Origin of the sequence: Pseudorhodoplanes sp. (assembly GCA_032027085.1) — a bacterium.
Classification (GTDB): domain Bacteria; phylum Pseudomonadota; class Alphaproteobacteria; order Rhizobiales; family Xanthobacteraceae; genus Pseudorhodoplanes.
In genome coordinates this window covers 2,792,039-2,811,795 of the sequence record JAVSMS010000001.1, presented here as the reverse complement: position 1 = coordinate 2,811,795, position 19,757 = coordinate 2,792,039, and the positions used below count along the sequence as shown (strand labels likewise).

Annotated in this window: 14 protein-coding genes; 11 read left to right on the top strand and 3 right to left on the bottom strand. The window is 60.8% G+C overall.

Features of this window, described 5'->3' with window-relative positions; all coding sequences use genetic code 11:
* Positions 1–37 precede the first annotated feature (37 nt).
* On the top strand, positions 38–1,102 hold the full coding sequence (locus RO009_13525) for a maleylacetate reductase (protein ID MDT3686049.1): 1,065 nt from the start codon (positions 38–40) through the stop codon (positions 1,100–1,102).
* Positions 1,103–1,114: 12 nt separating this feature from the next.
* Here RO009_13525 and RO009_13520 read toward each other — a convergent pair whose 3' ends face one another.
* A complete protein-coding gene (locus RO009_13520) occupies positions 1,115–1,672 on the bottom strand; it encodes a hypothetical protein (GenBank protein ID MDT3686048.1) in 558 nt (185 codons plus the stop codon).
* A 110-nt stretch (positions 1,673–1,782) separates the two neighbouring features.
* Here RO009_13520 and RO009_13515 point away from each other — a divergent pair, with 110 nt between their 5' ends.
* From RO009_13515 to RO009_13490, 6 genes are all read left to right on the top strand, one after another.
* Positions 1,783–2,505: a hypothetical protein gene (locus RO009_13515; protein ID MDT3686047.1), complete on the top strand. Its 723-nt coding sequence runs from the start codon at positions 1,783–1,785 to the stop codon at positions 2,503–2,505.
* A 203-nt stretch (positions 2,506–2,708) separates the two neighbouring features.
* Positions 2,709–4,553, top strand: coding sequence for a GNAT family N-acetyltransferase (locus RO009_13510; protein MDT3686046.1), 1,845 nt, complete (start codon positions 2,709–2,711; stop codon positions 4,551–4,553).
* A gap of 462 nt (positions 4,554–5,015) precedes the next feature.
* Entirely contained in the window at positions 5,016–5,798 is a 783-nt protein-coding gene (locus RO009_13505) for a hypothetical protein (GenBank protein ID MDT3686045.1), read from the top strand.
* A gap of 130 nt (positions 5,799–5,928) precedes the next feature.
* Positions 5,929–7,848 (top strand): hypothetical protein, encoded by a 1,920-nt coding sequence (locus RO009_13500; protein MDT3686044.1) that lies wholly within the window; start codon positions 5,929–5,931, stop codon positions 7,846–7,848.
* Positions 7,849–7,882: 34 nt separating this feature from the next.
* Positions 7,883–10,150, top strand: coding sequence for a type I secretion system permease/ATPase (locus tag RO009_13495; protein MDT3686043.1), 2,268 nt, complete (start codon positions 7,883–7,885; stop codon positions 10,148–10,150).
* Between the two features lie 22 nt (positions 10,151–10,172).
* Positions 10,173–11,516: an HlyD family type I secretion periplasmic adaptor subunit gene (locus RO009_13490; protein MDT3686042.1), complete on the top strand. Its 1,344-nt coding sequence runs from the start codon at positions 10,173–10,175 to the stop codon at positions 11,514–11,516.
* Between the two features lie 657 nt (positions 11,517–12,173).
* On the opposite strand, the gene RO009_13485 is transcribed toward RO009_13490, so the two are convergent.
* Both RO009_13485 and RO009_13480 read right to left on the bottom strand, forming a co-directional pair.
* Entirely contained in the window at positions 12,174–12,962 is a 789-nt protein-coding gene (locus RO009_13485; GenBank protein ID MDT3686041.1) for a response regulator transcription factor, read from the bottom strand.
* A 781-nt stretch (positions 12,963–13,743) separates the two neighbouring features.
* Complete coding sequence (locus RO009_13480) at positions 13,744–14,916, bottom strand: cellulase family glycosylhydrolase (GenBank protein ID MDT3686040.1); 1,173 nt, start codon at positions 14,914–14,916, stop codon at positions 13,744–13,746.
* A 320-nt stretch (positions 14,917–15,236) separates the two neighbouring features.
* Between RO009_13480 and RO009_13475 the strand changes: the two genes are divergently transcribed.
* Genes RO009_13475 through RO009_13460 form a run of 4 tightly spaced genes read left to right on the top strand, consistent with a single transcriptional unit; the run spans position 15,237 to position 19,743 of the window.
* Positions 15,237–15,980, top strand: a complete 744-nt coding sequence (locus tag RO009_13475) for a class I SAM-dependent methyltransferase (protein MDT3686039.1) — start codon at positions 15,237–15,239, stop codon at positions 15,978–15,980.
* 34 nt (positions 15,981–16,014) lie between these two features.
* Complete coding sequence (locus tag RO009_13470; protein MDT3686038.1) at positions 16,015–17,262, top strand: hypothetical protein; 1,248 nt, start codon at positions 16,015–16,017, stop codon at positions 17,260–17,262.
* Positions 17,259–18,641, top strand: coding sequence for an O-antigen ligase family protein (locus RO009_13465; protein MDT3686037.1), 1,383 nt, complete (start codon positions 17,259–17,261; stop codon positions 18,639–18,641). Before RO009_13470 ends, RO009_13465 begins: the two co-directional genes overlap by 4 nt.
* Complete coding sequence (locus RO009_13460) at positions 18,604–19,743, top strand: glycosyltransferase (GenBank protein ID MDT3686036.1); 1,140 nt, start codon at positions 18,604–18,606, stop codon at positions 19,741–19,743. Before RO009_13465 ends, RO009_13460 begins: the two co-directional genes overlap by 38 nt.
* Positions 19,744–19,757: the final 14 nt, after the last annotated feature.

Genomic DNA, 19,757 nt, shown 5'->3' with positions numbered 1-19,757 from the left:
GCGCTCAGTCCGTTCGCAGACAATGACGAGATAGCGTATGCAATCCTTCGTTTACAACGGCCTCCCCGCCCGCGTGCTGTTCGGCAGCGGCACGCGCAGCCAGCTCAGGTCAGAAATTGAGCGCGCGAAATGCACGCGCGCGCTGGTGCTCGGCACCCCGGAGCAGAAGGCTTCCGCGCAGGAGCTCGCTCACTCGCTCGGCGCGCTTGCGGTCGGTACCTTCACCGAAGCCGCCATGCATACGCCGGTCGATATCACCGAGCGGGCGCTGCGGATTGTGGACGAGGTCAAGGCCGATTGCACAGTCGCGGTCGGCGGCGGCTCGACGATCGGGCTCGGGAAGGCCATCGCCCTGCGCACCGATCTCGTCCAGTTCGCCATCCCGACCACCTATGCCGGTTCGGAAATGACGCCGATCATCGGCGAGACCAGGGACGGCGCCAAGACCACGCAGCGCACGCTCAAGGTTCTGCCGGAAGTCGTGATCTACGATGTCGATCTGACATTGACCCTGCCTCCGAAGATGTCGGCGACCTCCGGCATGAACGCCATCGCGCATGCGGTAGAAGCGCTCTACGCACAGGACCGCAATCCCGTCATGTCGCTCATGGCGGAAGATGCCGTGCGCGCGCTGGCACGCGCGCTGCCGGTCATTGTCGCAAACCCGAAAGATCACGATGCGCGTTCGGAAGCGCTTTACGGCGCCTGGCTTTGCGGCATGTGTCTCGGATCTGTCGGCATGGCGCTGCATCACAAGCTGTGCCATGTGCTCGGCGGCTCCTTCGACCTGCCGCATGCCGAAACGCACACGGTCGTGCTGCCACATGCCTTCGCCTATAACGCGGCCGTCGCGCCAGAGGCGGCGGAGCGGCTGGTACGGGCACTGGGCGGGACGGATGCGGCCACCGACCTCTTTGAACTTTCGGGCAAGCTTGGCGCGCCGCGCAGTCTGAAATCCCTCGGCATGCCGGAAGACGGCATTGACCGCGCCGCCGATATCGCCGTCAAAGATCCCTACTGGAATCCGCGCCCGATCGAGCGCGACGCCATCCGCGATCTGATCGCCCGCGCCTGGGCCGGCGAGCTGCCGCTGCGGAGTTGAGCGAAAGCCGCATTACGTTGCGGCACGAACCATATCGATGGTGCGTCCCGCGAGCCCGCCGTGTGCGGCGGCATGCGTCATGACGCGCTCGTCAAAATAATGCTCCCATAACGGCATGACGCCGTCGGATTCACGTCTTTCGCTCATGTCGAAGCCGAATCCGTCATATGGGCTTCCGAAGCCGAGATCTGCATTCAGTTCGGCGACATTTCTGTACAGCTCCAGATCGATCGCGATCGCATCCCGGCAACCGCGCTCAAAGTCCCTGTCCCCCGTCGTACAAAGGTGTAGGGTCTCCTCGCCGATCAGATCGGGTTTCATCCCCGTGATCTCGCCCCAGGCGCTGCATTGAACGAGACCGAGCGCTTGCGTGTCCAGCGCGTTGACCTCTCGCCGCGCGACCAGCGTGATGAACATCATCATGAAGCCCACAAGATAGGGATCGAGCCAGGCCGTATCCGGGATGTCCGACAGGCGCTGCCGGCTGCGCGCGACCAAAGGCGCGATGGCGGCGACCGCGGCCTTGCGACCGCAGCGGGCTTTCCAGAGCCCCAACAATAATGGCCACATCTCGCCTGCTCCGTTCTGGAAAGGCGCGGTCCGAAGACCCGCATTCCAACGCACGAAGGCGCTTTCACGTCGGCAGCCGGGCCTTGTTAAAAAAACGGTTTTGCTAGACGATGGCGGCAGCGACCAACCAGCCGGTGCCGACCGCCGGCCCTTCCTCCGGCTGCTGTTTCAGCGACTGCTGGTCAGCATATGTCAGATCGGGGGCCGACCCAAGCAGCGGAAGGGGATGTGGAATGTCCGGTCAGCTTCCTCCGATGCCCGATTTCGAAGCGATCGAGGCCGTCGCCCCCAAATCTGCGGATCACCGCACGTCGATTCTGGCTTTGATCGGCAACCTCGTCTTCAGCTGGTCCAACAACGAAAGCCTTTTCATCTACCTGCTGATGCTGCTGCTCAGGACCGATCAAACCTCGGCGGCCATCGTTTTTGCGACGCTGAACACCACCAGAGCCCGGCTCGATCTGATCCAGCGTCTCGCAAAGGTCCAGCTTCGGGACCGCGCGCTGGACAAGGCCCTCAGCGACCTGATTGAGCGGTTCAACGAATGCACCCGCATTCGCAACGAGTTCAACCATTGCATGTACATGGTGGATGGCCGCGGCGAGATCACGCACACGCATTCCATCAAGATCGTGGAAACGAAGAAACGCCTGCAATTCGGCGAAATCCGCCCTATGGACGAGCGGCGGATCAAGGAGATGACGGCGGCGACCCAGGAATTGAAGAAGCTCAACCGGGATATCTGGCAGTTTCTGCCGCGTCTGCAAAAGCATCTGCAGCAAATCCGCCAGACAAGCATTCCCGCGCCTGAAACCTCACCGCCCCAGGCCTAGTTTTTCCGCCCCGGTCGCAACGGCCTACGCTTTGCGGCAAACCTACCTCCTCCGACGTAGTCACTTTGAGGTATCGCACCCCGTCTCGGCGCGCGAACAATTTCGAGTAAAGTCTTTTCACCAGGAGATAGCATGCACCGGATCAGGTTGTGCAAGCCGTTGGCTCGGGTGCCGCAAAGATGGCGCGGTCGCTAGGAGGCGTCATGCAGATCCGCGTCATCGACAATCTGCAGGCCTTCGCCGAGCTGCGCGCCGAGTGGGATCGCGTTTACGACAACGATCCGGACGCACATTTTTTTCTCTCCTGGACGTGGCTATCGCAATGGCTTCCCGTGCTGACAGGCTCGTGGTTCATCCTGGCGGCGAAGCCCCCCGGCGCGGAGCACCATGTCGCCTTTCTGCCGCTCAGAGTCCGGCTCAGGGAAAGAAAACAGGGCGGCTTCCACAACGAAATCTACATGGCTGGAAATTATCAGGCCGACTATACCGGCTTCATCTGCATGCCGGAATTCGACAAGCTCGCCATTCCGGCCCTCGCCAAATATGTCGGCAAATCGCCCTGGGCGCGCGTCAATCTCGACAATATCCGGACCACCGACGAGCGGCTTCGTCTGTTTCTCAACCATTTTCCAGACACGAAGTTTGTCATCAAGCGGCAGGAGCGGATCAACAAACCCGAAAACATCAACAACTGCATATGTCCACTGGTGACGTTGCCGGATAACTGGGAGACCTATCTGAACAACAATCTCGGTTCGGAGACGCGCCGTACGGTCAAGCGTTTCATGAAGCGCGTCGGCGAGACCGGCGACCTTCGCATCACGCACGCCGACGCGACCACCATTGAAAGGGATGTGAAGATATTGCTCCGCCTGTGGACCGTACAATGGGGCAAACGCAAGGGCGACAGATTGCAGACAATTCTACGCTCTAACTTCCAGGCGTTGACACGAGCCTTCGCAGGCGGCTCGCTCTTCCTTCCAATCATGTGGAACGGAGACACACCGGTTGGTGCGCAGGCGACATTCATTGATCCGGCGAAACGATCACTGCTGGCTTTTATGGGCGGTCGCGACGAGACGTTTGGCAAGCCGTCCCCAGGCATCGTCCTGCACGCGCACAGCATCCAATACGCGATCGAAAACGGCTTTACCACATACGATTTCCTCAGGGGAAACGAAGCGTACAAATACTCCTTTGGGGTGCAAGAGCGCCGCATCTTCTGCGCAATTCTTAGCACCAAGAACGGCCGTAATCCCGGCGACAAACTGGATACCAGAACCATTCCCGAAGCGCTGGAGCGCGCGACGCGGCTGCACAAATCCGGCCATTTCGCACGCGCCGAGCAGGCCTACCGCCAGATCATTGAGACCGATCCGAAATGCGAAGATGCGTTGTATCGCCTCGGTCAGCTCAAGGCCTCGACGGGAAGCCACGGCACAGCGAAACGGATTTTCAAGTCGCTCGTCGCCATCAAGCCTGACTCCGAAAAAGCATGGCTCAGACTGGGCCATTCGCTTGAGGCGCGGCGCCGGTTTTCCGAAGCTGCCGACGCCTACCGGGAGGTCATCACACGGCATCCGAATCTGGCCCTTGCGCACAACAAGCTGGGCAATGTCCTCTTCAAGGCCGGCCATTACGAGGAGGCGATCAACGCTTTTGAAAAAGCGGTCAGCCTGCAGCCTGGCTATCTCGAGGCGGAAGTGAGCAAGGCGAATACGCTGCACATGCTCGGCCGATTGCCGCGGGAGACACAGCCGCATTACGCAGCGCTGAACGCAAAGCTCGGCGACAAGTTCAGGGAAGCCGGCGCCGTCGCGTTTGCCGTGCATTGCTATCAGCAGGCGCTCAAGATGCACCCTGAGTTGGTCGTAGCACATTACGGTCTCGGCCTCGCATTTCATATGCAGCGCGAAACCGAGAAAGCCGTGCAAAGCTATCGGCACGTCGTCGCGCTTGATCCGCATCATCGCGACGCGATGGCTCGCCTTTTTGAACTCGCGCCATCTCCGGCCCACCCCGTCAGTGTTCTGCACGCGAACCCGTAAGCGCTCACCTCTTCCAATCGCGTTGCAAGTATCGCCTCCAAGGAGGTAGCCCCGCGCCGCGTCTCTGTTCCACGCCTCCGTTTTGGTCAGACGCGTCTACCGCCAATGGGGGATACCCTGCCCCAATGCGCCTCTAGGCAGTTTGCTGCCGATGCGCAAGCCTCTCACCCGCAAGCATCCTGACATATTTGGACCGCAACAGTGGTTCCAGACGGGGAAAGGTGGCCGATGGCCCGTGTAGCAGAGGGAGGCGCCGCACCAGACAAACTCATCGTGACAATTCTTCCGGCCGCAGCTTGAGCAACAGGCTCCTTGCGTTGCGGGCTCCTGTTATCAGGCCGGTCGCATCCACCCACTCAACTGAAATCATCAGTTGCATCGAAAGAGTGAGTGGTCGCAGACGCAGAAGATCAGCGATCACGAATGAAAGCGATGCTCCTGATGCCAGCAGGAGACATTGTTATGTCGCTTCAAGGACAAGCCCAAGGCGAGCTTCAAGGCCAGCTTCAGGGACAAGCCGAGCTTCAAGCCCAGCTTCAGGGACAGGGCCAAGGCCAGGGTCAAGGCCAGGGTCAGTACCAGTTCGCAGTCCAGTCGATCGACTCCAAGGTCGAAAGCGATAACGAGAATGAAAACAAGAACGAGAACGAGAGCAAAAACGAAAACGAAAACGAGAACAAGAACGAAGTAAAGAACGACGTCGACAACGAACTGGACAACAAGGTTGACAACGACGTCGACAACGATATCGAAAATAAGGTCGAGAATACGGTTGAGAACAAGGTTGACGTGGAAGTCGACGTCAAGGTTGATCTCGATCTCTCCGCCTTCGATCGTCCTTACGACAACGATGTCATCGACATCGACGAGATCAAGGACATCGACGGCAGCGTGGTGATGCCGGATGTGGTGTACCAGACCCTGAACGGCGACGGCAGCCAGTTCAATATCGATCAGGTGAACAACCTGGTTGACAAGGACTTCCTGTGGAGTGCCGAAGTCAAGAATGACGGCAAGTTCGACGTTGAGCAGAAGGCCGAGGGCGGCGACAACAAGTTCGACGACCCGAAGATCGAAATCCGCATGGACGACGGCAACACGGTCGGCGACGGCCTGCAGGCAACAGCAGACGGCATCGCCAGCGTCGAAGCCTTCACCCAGAACATTGTGCTGGGCGCCAATATCCAGTTCAACAGCATCGAGCTTCAGAACGCCGGTGACAATCTCACCGACGGCGACTTCTAACTGACGCTTGGCCCCGCGCGGCACACCCCGCGCGGGTTTTTTTCTTCAACCCGAATGAGACAACCTCAAACTCGATAATGATCTGCGGGGGTGATGCGGCCCCTGACGTCACAGAAAAAGGGAGGCTCTCATGGTCCCCGGCGGCGTGACCGAGATCGTTTACCACTTCGCAGGCTATCTCCAGCTCATCACCGAGACCGCCCAAGACCGCATCATCTATGAAGACGGCGCCATCACGGTTCGGCCGGACGAATACGTCGTTGACCTGAGAGACAATGTCGTCCGCCCCGATCTGGAGGAGATCAAGACCGAGAGAATTCCCGACAGCCCGTTCGCGCTTTCGGACCCCGCCACGCCATTTGAGATTCACGCGTCCTTCCTGCGCCCGCTGAAGCCGCTCCGCCAAGGCGAAGAGGACGTTGATGACCCATCCATCAAGTTCCCCTCGCTAGCCAAGCCCGTCGTCGCCGGCAGCGCCGATTTCAATCTGAAAATCAACCTGACCTACCGTGACGGCGGCGACCAGCAGATGCTCGACGTTCTGCAGCTCAACACCATGCAGGACGATGATCTGCTCGGGGCGCTTGAGGATTCTGCGGTCAGCAATCTGCATGATTTCGATATCGATGCAAAACTGGAAAAGCTGATCGAAAAGGCGGAAGGTCAAACCCCGGACGATCTCGCCCTCCCCATTTCAGGATCGGAAGCTGCCGCGGAATTCCTGGCCACACGGGATGCCGCCATCAAGGAAGACGGCGGCGACAGCGAGCATTCGGTCGATCCGGGCTATTACGTCAACGGCGAATTGCTGGAAGCGCCGGAGGACGAGCCGGTGGCTGAAGATGAGCCCGCTGCTCTCGATCCCACCCTCAAGGGCCAGTGGGCCGAGCTCGGCGCCAATGAGGCGACGAATGCCGCGCTGATCGTCGATATCAAGGAAGCCAGCAACACGATGATCGTGCTGGGCGACTATTTCAAGACCAACGCCATCGTCCAGACCAACGCCTATGTCGACGATGACAATGTTCGTGTCGCGGGCGGCGAGAGTTATGCGCCGATCATCGGCGGCAACAACACCGCGGACAATATCGCCGAGTTCATCCAGAATGACGGCATCTTCCCGCAAACGCCGGTCCTTCACGCCGGATTGCAATGGAACATCACCGTCGTCGACAGCGATTTCTACGACATCAATGTCGTGTATCAGAAGAATGTCCTGCAGGACAACGATGTCGCCGTGCAAGACACGCAATACACGCACTATGAGGCATATCTCGGCGAAAACGAACAGCTTAACCTGTTCCAGCTCTTCAACGGCGAGGTGAAATACGACCTCATCGTGGTCTGCGGCGATTTCCACGCCGCCAATCTGATTTTCCAGTACAATGTGCTGCTGGACCAGGACATTCTGAAGATCGCAGCCAACGAAGAGGCCGGTGACGGCACCTCGCAGTCCGCCTCCAGCGGTGAAAACGAGCTCCTGAACAACGCCGTGATCGTCGGCTATGGCGACAATTTCTTTGCCGTTCCCGGAGACGAGCTGGATGTCATTCTCGAAGCCCTCGCCTCTAGATCGACATCGCTCGATCCGTCGCTGGGCTGGCTGGTGCCGGGCAACGGCTCCGGCGTGCTCGACGTTCTCTATGTCACCGGCGACTATTACGACATCAACGCCATCTGGCAGGTGAATGTGATCGCCGATGTCGATACGGCGATCCAGTATTTCGGGCTTGCCAACCCGGAGGACGGAGAAACCTTCACTCAGGCCGCCTCGACCGGCAGCAACGCCCTCACCAACGACGCCGCGATCGTCGATGTCGGCGCTAACAACTCGCTTGTCGCCGGTGAGGTCTATCAGGACACGATCCTCATCCAGGGCGATCTGGTGACGGACAATAACGACAAGATTGTCCACGCCGATCCCAACACGCTGGTCAATGAGGTCATCGCCTTTACCGGCGACGACACCGATCAGACACCCGAAACGGAGTTGCCGGAAACCGGCAATACCGATCTGAACGGCGATCCGATGGGGAGCATCCTGACCTGACCACGTGACGGATGGCGACTGGGAGATACGGGGCATGCGTTGGCGGAAAGCAAACGGCTCATTGCACAGCGTGAATGGCCACGCCGCGCCATCCACGCCGGAAAAGCAGCCGGAACAGGCCGACGGTCATGCGCCCCGCTCCGACACCGCGCCCGAAACAAACAGTCGAAAGGCGTTGAGCGATCGTCCGCTGTCGATTTCGGAACGGCTTCGCGAGCTCAAACAATCCAATATCTGGGACGCACCGATCGACGCAGCCAGGACTTTGCAGCCCCTTGATGCGGCCCCGATGACTGCCGACGACGCAACCGAGGATGCAGCCGAGGCTGAAGACGTCAGCCCTGCCCCGCAAGACGCGCCACCTGCCGCGCAGTCGGAACCCGCGATGGAGGCCGTTGCAACGCCGACAACTACGGCGCCTGCCGCTGAAATGCCCCCGAGCGCGCGCGACGCCGCAGATGCGCCGCCGCCCGCAGCGAAGGCCGGCGGCAATGGCAACACGCCTGTTCGCAAGTCCAACGGCAGCGGCGGCAGCGGCGGCGGCTCGCCGCCACTGGAACAGCGCTCCGGCGACAAGGATTTCCGCGAGGTGTTGCGCTCGGGTCTCGCGGTCTGCCGGCGCAATCTGGTGACGGTCGGTATTTTCTCGATCGCGGTGAATCTCCTGATCCTGGCGATCCCGATCTATCTCTTCAATGTGTCCGACCGCGTGCTGACCAGCCGCAGTACCGATACGCTGATCATGCTGACCGCCATCGTGGCCGGCGCCATCGCCGCTCACGTCCTGCTCGACATGATGCGGCGCTTCATCCTGATGCGGATCGCCGTCGAGACCGAGAGCAAGCTCGGCGCGCCGGTGCTCAGCGCGGCCGCCAAATCCGCCCAGGGCGGATCGAGCCGCGACTTCCAGACACTGGCCGATCTGCAGCAACTGCGCGCATTCATCACCGGGCCGGTGATCCTGACGATGTTCGATACGCCGGTCTCTCCCGTCTATCTCCTCGTTGTCTTCCTGATCCACCCGCATCTCGGCTTTATCGTCACCACGGCTGGCGTGGGACTGGTCGCGGTCGCCCTGATCAACCAGAAAGTCACGGCTGTCTCCTTCGCCCGCGCCAACGCCTATTCCACGCGCGCCAACCTGCAGGCGGAAGCGATGGCGCGCAATGCCCAGGTGATGAATGCCATGGGCATGATCCCCGAAGGCGTCGTGTTCTGGGGACGTGAAACCGCGGAGTCCTTGAAGGCGCAGGTTCAGGGCCACGACCGCAACATCTTCATGACCGGGATCTCGAAGTTTCTGCGCCTGACGACGCAGATCCTGATCCTCGCCTGGGGTGCGGTACTCGCACTCGAGAGCCACTTGACCGGCGGCATGATCATTGCCGCGTCGATCGTCGGCAGCCGCGCATTGGCGCCGCTGGAGGGCACGATCGAAGGCTGGCGCAACTTTGTTCAGGCCCGCACCGCCTATGCCCGCATCAAGAACTTGCTGCAAAACTCGCCGCTGAACTATGACCGGCTCCGCTTGCCGCGGCCGGAAGGCCGGCTCAGCGTCGAGCGCATTCTCTATGTTCCGCCGCCCAACAAGAAAGTCATTCTCAACGGCGTGACCTTCCAGCTCGAGCCCGGCGAATCGCTTGCGATCATCGGCGCATCGGGAACCGGAAAGTCGACGCTGGCGCGGATGCTGGTCGGCTCGATCGCTCCGACCGCGGGCAATGTGCGCCTCGACATGATGGACCTGCGCAACTGGGATCCGCGGCAATTCGGCGAGAATGTCGGCTATCTGCCGCAGGACGTGCAGCTCTTTCCCGCGTCGATCAAGGCCAATATCGCGCGCATGCGTGAGGATGCCACCGACGAAGCGATCTTCGATGCCGCCGAAATGGCCGACGTGCACGAGATGATTTCGGAATTTGCGCAAGGGTACGAAACCATGGTGGCCATGGACGGCAGCCCGCTGTCGGGCGGCCAGAAGCAACGCATCGGCCTCGCGCGCGCCTTCTTCGGCAATCCGCGGCTCATCGTGCTCGACGAGCCGAACTCCAACCTCGATTCACGCGGCGAGCAGGCGCTCGCCCGGGCCTTGCTGCGCGCCAAGGAAAAATCGCTGACCATCGTCACGATCACACAACGCCCGTCGCTGCTGAAGAGCGTCGACAAGATCATGATCCTGACCAACGGCGCGGTGCAGGCCTTCGGCAAGCGCGACGACCTTCTGCCGCTGATCGCGGGTCAGAAGCCGATCAATGGACCCAAGCCGCCCGTCGACGACGGCATGCCAATCATCGAGGGATAAGGGATCGCAGGGAGAATTCCTGATGGCTCCTGGTACGATAAAGGGACGGCCCTGGTACGCGGATATCCCCCGGTCGGCGCGGACGCCGACGCTGTTCGGCGTTGTCGTGCTCGGCGTCTCTGTGCTCGGCTTCGGCGTTTGGGGCGGCACCGCTCCCATCGCCGGCGCCGTGGTCACCTCCGGCATGTTTGTTGCGACCGGGCAGAACAAGATCATCCAGCATCTCGAAGGCGGCGTCATACGCGAGATCGCCGTGCGCGAGGGCGACCGGGTCGAGCCCGGCCAGACTCTCGTTCATCTCGACGAGACCGCTCCCCGGGCGGAGTTGCGCCGGCTGCAGTTGCGCCACATCCGGCTGGTCGCCATGGATGCACGCCTGCAAGCCGAGATGCGTGAGCAGTCCGAGGCCTCTTTCCCGCCCGAGATTCTCACCATGTCGGACGATCCGGATGCGAAGATGATCGTCGAGAACCAGCGCCTCACCTTCGAGGCGCGCCGACGGGCGCTCGACAGCGAGATCGCGACCATCAGGGATGGCATCAACGCCCTGAACGAGCGCATCAACGGCAGCAAGATCCAGGTCGCCGGCGTCCATGAACAGCTCAAATTGCTGAGCGAGGAAATCGAGGCGAAGAACCACCTGCTGAAAAGCGGGTTCGTGCGCAAGCCGGAGCTGCTGGTGCTGCAGCGCGCCTACGCCAATCTGCAGGGTGAAGTCGGCCGGCTGCAGGGTGAAATGGGCGACGCGAGGGAACGCATTGCGCGCGCCAATGAGCAGATCGCCGGCGTCAGGAAAACCGCGATCAAGACCGCGGTCGAGCAACTGCACGAAGTGCGCTCCGAACTCAACGACGTGCGTGAGCGCATTCGCGCGGCCAAGAGCGTCCTCGACCGGGTCAAGATCACCGCGCCGGTCAGGGGCGTCGTGGTCAAGCTCAGATATCACACGCCGGGCGGCGTCATCGAGGCCGGCAAGAACATCATGGAAATTCTCCCCCTCGATGCGGAGCTGATCATCGAAGTGCGCGTCCGTCCGCAGGATATCGACAGCGTCAAGCGCGGTCAGCACGCCATGGTTCGCCTGACCGCGCTCAGCCAGCGGATCACGCCGATGATTGCGGGAGAAGTCATCTATGTGTCGGCGGACGCCTTGCCGGATGAGAAAAAAGGCGCCCAGCAGACGCCGAGCGACATCTATGTCGCGCGCGTGAAGCTCGACGCCCTTCAGGCATCCGCCCTGCAGGGATTCACGCCGACACCCGGCATGCCGGCGGACGTGTTCATCACGACGGTGGAGCGGACGTTCTTCGAATATCTGACCAAGCCGATCCGCGACAGCATGGCTCGCGCATTCCGGGAGCTGTGATGATGCGGAGACAGAACAAGGGAGTTTCATAGGATCGCGCCCTCGCACCAGTCATTCGAGACAGCAATCTCGGTCGTCTCCTTGCCCCCATCCCCGTGACCGAGATTGCGCGACCGGCTCTCCCCCGGAGCCGGTCGCACTTTTTTGGGACACGCGTTGGGAGGCAGATTCTATTTTTTCGTCACGGTCGGGCCCGTCCCGGCCACCCACGGCTTTCTTGCGGCATGACATTGAGGCGTGGGTGTCCGCGACAAGTTTACATTCCGGCCGGCTTTCGGCCGGACCGGGGTGCGGGCATGACGCTCAACGGCAAGGCCTGATTTCATTGGCTACATTTTGGGTCAGGCCCTGAGATGCGTTCGCAGAAGAGGCTCGAAGCGGGACGGCCATCCACCGATCTCGGGTTTATCCGAAATCGGATTGAGACCATCGCAAGCCGGCCAAGGCAGGCTTGCGATGACGCATTCCTTCGCAATGCTCCTCAGGATGAGGCCGATTGGGAGCAAGGCTGCGCCAGTGCCGTGTTTTCAGACATGACGGCCTGCAGAAAGCGGGGCTTGATCTGGTTGTGACGTGAGCGCGGCACTCAGCTCAATGAAGCCATCGGCCCCGCAGAGGGGTCCAGTCGGCGCGCTCTTGAATGCAAGCCGGGTCGGCCTAGCCTTCGGCGGTATCCGCAAACATTTCATGCGCAAGGATTGCAACTTCAGTGCGGTTCTTTGCCTTCAGTTTCTTCATGATATTGCGGATATGCACCTTCACGGTGCCTTCCCGCATGTTCAGCTCATAGGCGATGCGCTTGTTGGCCTTGCCCTGCCGAAGGACGGCAAGGACGGCGGCCTGGCGCGCCGTGAACAGATTCTTGGCGTGGCCGTTCTGCACCGGCTGAGCTTCTTCCGTTCGCTTCCACGACATCATCGTGCTGGCCGGCGCGAAGGTGCCGCCCGCCTCCACAAGACGCATGGCTTCGACCGCGACATCAAGGGTGACGCTTGTCGGGATATAGCCGCGGGCGCCATTCTCCAGCGCGGCGACCACGTGGTTCATATCCTCGGCATCGGAGATGATGACGACCGGGACATCTATGCCGCGGCCCGCCAGAACCGACAGCTCGGTCCCGATCTGCGCGTCGACGGGTTTGCGGTCCTGCACGCAGAGTACGATCACCGCCGGCGCCGGATGGTCTGCCGCCCCGGCCAGCCAGTCCATAACGCTGGCAAAGGCCAGGACGAGGCAATCCTTGTTGGCCGTCTTCAGGCAGCGGACCAAACAATCCCGGATCAGCACGCGCTGATCGATGATCACGATCGTTCCGGTGTCCGTGCTTTTGAGGGACGGACCGTCTGCCTCTTCGATCCTCGGCAACTTGTCGAGGTCTTGCGTCTTCCCTCGCGGGATAAGGTTGCTCGCCGTCACCCGCGACGTGCCGTGCATGCGCGTCGTCATGTCGTAGCCTCCCAGGCACTCCCGTTTCGCAGTTACCGGCCGGGTTCTTCGCCTGACCGGTTATGTTTCCACCTCGCTATTAACTGCGGCGAGAGCATTCACTACCGAATGGTCCTCCTAAGCCTTCTCATGCGAGTCCCAAGTTTCATGTCGACCAAGCCGTCGAAAATTCCGGCAAGTAGGCTTCCGGCTCCCGCGGCCGGCCCGGCGCGCAGGAGCGAAAGCGCACAAAATTTGCGGGTGATGAGCGCTGCGGCGCAGACGACGCATCCAAGGCGCGCGGCAGCCCATAACGAAACTTGTCAGGAAAAAGGCGAAGAGAGATTGCGGCGAAAAAAGCTTGCGCTGTTCCCGAAGAGCGAACAGAGGCATTGCACCCTGGCCGCCCGGCTACTGACAAACTATACGCTACGCATCTCATGGTAGTCCCTTCTTAGACGCGGACTTACCTGATGGAACAACTCTACTCTGTGATTTATCTCACAGACCGGATGGCCTGTGATCATCGGTCAAGTTTTCGCGTCCTCCAAGTCCAGCCACCCATCTGCACATTTTCGATAATTCTTTGTCTTTTTAATGGTTACGTCAATTGCATAGATGATTATGGGCCATAAATACGTTGTCGCGCAGGAACTTACGAATGCACGAGGATCATTTTCCTAACTGGCCTCGGAAACATATGCAAAAAATGGCATCACGAATTGCGTTGATTTCGCGACCCTGCGACAGCCGTTTTTGTTCACTGCGTTGTGATATGCGTTTCGCGTATCGAAAAAAATAATCAGTTCACGCAGCCGCCTTTGCGTGACGTCAGGCCGAGCGCGCCAAGCACCGATGCATCCAGTTCCCGGTTGCGATCGTCCCGCACCAGCGCGAATGGTCCGTCGTAGCTGAAATAGGCCCAGCTAAAGCCGAACTGGTCCGCTGTCTGCCGCACATCGGTGAGCCAGCGAATCCGGTCTTCGCAAAGCGCCCCGGGTGCGTCGCCGTTCTTGCGCAGCACGCCAAACTCCCCGATCAGAATCCGCGACGGCGGGATGCCATTGTGCTTCGCCCATTTTGAAACCAGCGCGAAGCGGTCTTCGATCAGTTGGCGGCCGGCGCCGCTGGCATGGAATTTCTTGAGATTGATCTGCGCCCCGAGCGCCGCCTTGATGCGAGCCGCCGCATCAAGATTCTTCGCGCGCGCGACATGGTCCTCGATCTTCTGCATCGATGCGTCGATCGGCCGGGCATTCGCCGGCCACGGCACTTCGTCAAGATATTTGTCCGGCCAGGGAATGAAGGCCGCGCCCTGATGCGTGAAGCTAAACGGCTCATAATAATGGAAGGTGTAAATCAGATTCTTGTCGCCCAGCTTTTTCGGCTCCAGCGCAATCAGGCCGTCGAGCGTTGAGATACAGGAGCCGGTCACCACCAGCGTGAGATCGGGCGCCGCCTTGCGGGCGCGCTGCACAAGATGCACGAGCAGTGTTTCCCAGTGCGACTGTTCCTCGCCTTTGCATTTCAGGCGCGGTTCGTTGATCAGCTCCAGCGCCACTTTATGTACATTGTGACGCGACAGCCGGCGCGCCATCTCCTCGACCACGCCGGACAATTGCACAAAGGCCGGTGCGTCGACGCCTTTGACCACGGCATGCTGCCCCCAGACCGGATGCCGGCTGTTCGGATGCAGATCGACGATGACATTCAGCTCCGCCGCCTGAATGCGTCCGATCGCCTCGAACAGCATGCGATACACGGTCTCGCGCCGCTCGCCTTCAAACACGAAAAACGGCGCGGGATCGACCGGCAAACGCACCGTATCGAATCCGGCCTGTTTCAGCGCCTGCAAGTCGCCGCTGTCCAATGGCCGCGGAGTCTCCTTGTAGGGCGGCCACATGATCCCGGTCGCGGGCGGCGCCTCATAGCGCGGCCATGTGAACCATTGCGCAACGTTGACGGCGCGACGCATCTCCAAGGCCGACGCGCTTGTCGCCGTCATGACCATGACAAGAAGAACGATGCACGGACGAAAACGGTACGCTGATGCCAACATCGAATGCGATGGTGTCATTGAACCAACCTTGTCGCCGACTGCGGAGAGGTTTTGTTAGCAATGAAGTAGGACAGCTTCATGTCAGGCAGCTGTCTTTTTCGAATCCGCATTCAAATGAATCGCAGTCATCGGATCAGCCGAACTTTGTCGCACTTTCGCCACGCAAGCCGCCGATCCTCACGATACCACACTCTTCCAACAGATTTGCCCCACAACATGGTGGCGGAGGGCCATTGATGCTGCGAACTTATATTCGCTCGTTGCGATTTCTGTCGCGATCAGTCCGGAACGCGTTTGGCAAGTTCCCGCGCGAATGCCCGCTTTGTGGTTACCACGGCAAGTTTCTGGGCTACGGCTATCCGTATGTCTGCGACGTCTATTGTCCGCAATGCGGTTCGCTGGAACGGCATCGTCTGCTCTATCTCGCCGACCGCGACCACAACTTCTTCGCCGGTAAGACTGTCCTGCATTTCGCGCCGGAGATCGCCGTGCGCAAGCTCGTTCTCGAGCAATCGCCAAAGTCTTATGTTACCGCCGATCTTTTCGCCGAAGGCGTCGACCGCAGGGAGAATATCGAAGCATTGACGATCGAAGACAACGCCTTCGATGTCGTGATTTGCCTGCACGTGCTCGAGCATGTCGACGATCGCGCGGCCATTGCAGAGCTCTACCGCGTGATCAAGCCGGGCGGGCTGCTGATCGCCATGTTCCCGATCGTGGAAGGCTGGTCGGAGACATTCGAGGATCCCACAAAATCCGAGCCCGACGAGCGCCTGCTTTATTTCGGCCAGCACGATCACGCCCGCTTCTTCGGCAGCGACGCGCGGCTGCGGCTCGGCCTTCCAGGCTTCAAGGTGGATGAATATACCGCCGTCGAGCCTTTCGTCTCCCGGCACGGTCTCTCGCGCGGCGAAAAGATCTTTCTGTGCCGCAAGCCGGCGAATGACCGGCCGTCAAACGGGTCAGTGACCGCGCCGTGACGGTGAACGCATAATGAGCACCGCGGTGACAAAAATGCAGGCCACCGCGGCCGCTCTGCGCGAGCGTTCTCGGATGTCGGTCGCGCGGCTCGCCGCCGTCGGCGACCAGGTCGTCGTATCCCTAACGAATTTCGGGCTGACGATTGCGATCGGCCGCGCTTTCTCAGCAGAGGAATTCGCCTCCTACGGCATCGGGCTCTCGATCGGATTGATGGTGCAGGCCCTGCAGCGGCACGCCGTCACCATTCCGCTGATGCTGCGGCCGCATGAGCGGATCCGTCAGCGTCACCAGGCGGTATTGGCCGAACAATTCATCATGCTACTGGCGGTTCTGGTGGCGGGCGCAGCGGCCATCGGCGGTGCGTCTCTTCTCGGCGTCAGCCGCTACGGCCACATGATCACCGCGGCCAGCGTGGTCTGCCTCGTCGTTTACATCGAGCTGGAATTTTCAAGGGCCTTTCTAATCAAGATCGGCAAGCCATGGTTTCTCCTGGCCAGCGCCGGCTGGTACGCGCTGGTTTCGCTTCTCCTCGCCGGCGGCGCGCTGGCGCATCGTCTTGACTATGAAACGCTGCTGTTCGTTCTTGGCGGCGCGATGATCCTGCATGCTTTGTCGCTGATCGCCGTCGCCGGACGGCCAGCCTGGCGCAAGGGCGCCCGCCTGCTGCGGCTCGACATTGCGCGCTACGGCGGCTGGTCGGCGGCGGCGACGCTGACTTATACCGGCTACAACCACGTGCCGCTGCTGCTGTTGGGCGCATTGGCGGCGCCCATTCATGCCGCCGCCTTTGTCGCCGCCCGCAGTCTGCTGCAGCCGCTGCAGATCATCCTGCGCGGCCTCGACATCGCCGATAAATCGATGTTCTCGGACGTGGCGAAGCAGCCTTACACGCGCGAAACCTTTGCCGTCACCATCACACTGGCCGCGCTGTATGCCTGTGTGGCCATCGCTTTCTGCGCGATGGCCGGATTGTTCGCCGATCGTCTGCTTGCGCTCACCTATGGGCCGAAATTCGCCGATTTCGTCCCCGCCCTGCTCGCCTGGATTCCGGCTTACGTGTTGTTGAGCGTCGCGATGCCGCTGGAGTCGCTCGTCTATGCACGGCGAGATTTCCTGCGCTATTTCCAGTTGCGGGGAATTGCTTCGATTGTTGCGATTGCCGCCAGCCTTCCGCTGATCATCGCCTATTTTGAGACCGGCGCCATTCTCGCCTGCGCGCTTGGCTGGTTCCTGGCCGTGAGCGGCACGTTCATTCGCCTCCTGCGGGGGACCCGGCCATGACCATGATCGGGCGCGAAACTCTGCTCGTTGCCTTGCTAGGGCTTGCCTTCTTCACCGCGACGCTGGCCTTCGAACCGTCGGCCGTGATCGCAATCGCCGCCGCGCCCCTTGTGGCCAGCGGCGTCGTGCTGCTCTGGGGTATCCTGCATGGCAGCCGCACGGCCACATTGACCCTTCTGTTCTGTGCGACCTTCCTGATGCAGGCCGTGTTCCGCGTCCGCGACTATCAGGACAAGGACGTCGATTTCCAGGTCCTTATCAAGATCGGCGTCTGGATCATGGTCGCAGCCATCGCGCTCCTGCACGCCCGGCGCTGGATCGGCCTCTTGCGTAATCCGGTCAACTTGCCCTGCGCTTTCTTCCTGGCTTGGCTGTTCGCAACGACGCTGGTGTCTCCCAACCCGGCTTATACGGCCGCGTCCGCCTTCACCATTTTCGCCTGCGTTGTTTTCTCGGCTTATACCTTCTCCAAATTCGATCCTGTCACCGTTTTCGCCACCATGCTTCTGTCGATGATCCTGTTCTGCGGGGTGTCGATCGTCGTCTATTACACGCTTCCTGAATTCGGTCACTATGTCTACTGGGTCAACGAGGAGCGCTTCGTCAGCCCCCGCCTCGCCGGCATCGCCGGCAGCGCCAATAATATGGCGCTGCTCGCCGCCTTCGGTCTGGTGGTGACCGGCCTCTACGCACGCGATCTGCACCGGATCAGCCGGCTCATCGTTCCGCTCTCCGTGCTACTGTGCGGCGCCGCGTTGCTGATGACCAATTCCCGCGCGCCGCTGGCCGTGGTCGTCATCATCCTGCTCGCTACTTATACATTCACCTGGCGGCGCCTCTATGCCGGGCTGTTCTTGATCTCGGTCGCCATTCTCCTGCTCGCTGTCATTCTGCCCTTCGGTCAGGAGACTTTGCTGAAGGCGGTGTCGCGCAGCGGCGATGTCGGCGAAGTGACGTCATTCACTGGCCGCACCGACATCTGGTACGGCGTCCTCAAGCTCGTCGAAGCGCAGCCCTGGATGGGTTACGGCTATGCGAGCTCTGTTTTCGTGCTGCCGCAATACGTGAACGAAATCGGCTTCACAACATCCCACGCGCATAACCTGATGCTGCAGCTCCTGCTCACCACAGGCTGGGTCGGAGTCATTCTCTTCACGCTCACCGTGATGGGCGTGATTCTGCGGGCGATCATCTACAGGGACCGCGTCACCTTCGCCATGGTGGCCTTCGTGCTGCTCAACGGCATCACCGAATCCAGCGGCTTCACCACGCTTGCGAATGTCTGCTCCCTCGCTTTTGCCATCGCGGTATCGCTGCCGACCGGATCTGGGATTCAAGACTATGAAGACGATTATTCATATCAGCGCCGATTTTCCTGATCCGCTGGTGCCCGGGAAGACCAGGGCCGTCGCCAATCTGCTGACGGCCAGCCCCGGATTCCGGCACGTCGTCTATTCGCTCAATCGCGTGCCTTGGCATCGTGGCGTTGCGCTGACCCATTTCGGCGATGGCCACGCGGCGATCACCTATGGAGCACCGCCCTATGGTTTGGGGCTGGCGCGCTTCCTCAAGCCGGTTGCCGGCGCCATTGCCCAAGACCTGCAGAAACGCGGGATCGCGCCGGATCTCATTCATGGCCACAAATTTTCCGTTGAAGGGCTGGTCGCGGCCGACGTCGCCGAGAATGCCCGCCGCCCCTTCATCTGCAGTTTGTGGGGGGATACCGACATCAAGATTTTTGAATACAAGCCCGGCCTGCGCCGGCGTTATCGCGAGATCGCGGCGAATGCCGAATTGATGCTGCCGGCGGCGCCGTGGACCGCCGACTATTTTTCCCGCGTCCTCAATCAGCCGAAAGACAAGATGCCGGTTCTGCCGGTGATCACCGCCGGCGACAAAGTCATCCGGCCCGAACCAAGCTATTCGCCGCGCCTGGTCAGCGTGTTCCACCTCGATAGCTGGAAGCGTAAAGGTCTCGATATTTTGGCAAAAGCGGCGGTCGAGGCCGCCGGCGATATTCCGGGCCTGACCCTCGATATTTACGGGACGGGACGCGATGCCTCCATCAATGCCGTGTCCGAAATTCTGCGGAGAGCCGGCGCGATCAAGATCGTGCGTCTGATGGGCCAGGCTCCTCACAATCAGGTGCAGCATCTGATGAACGGTTACACCGCCTTCGTCATGGCGCCGCGCCGCGAAACCTACGGGATGGTGCATGTCGAGGCGGTGCTGGCCGGCCTGCCGATCCTGTGGTCGCAGGATCGCGGCATCGACGGGCTGTTCGGGGATCACCCCATTGGCTACAGGGCCAATCCGGAATCCGTCGAGGACGTCGCACGCGGTCTGCGCTTTCTTGTCGCCAACGAGCGGCCGCTCAAGGCGACAATCGCGCGGTTGCAGCAGGAGGGCGCGTTCGAGCATCTGCGGTCGCCCGCGATCGCTGCGCAATATTGCAGTCTGCTCGCCGGTGTCGCCGCCTAGTTACCTTTGTCATG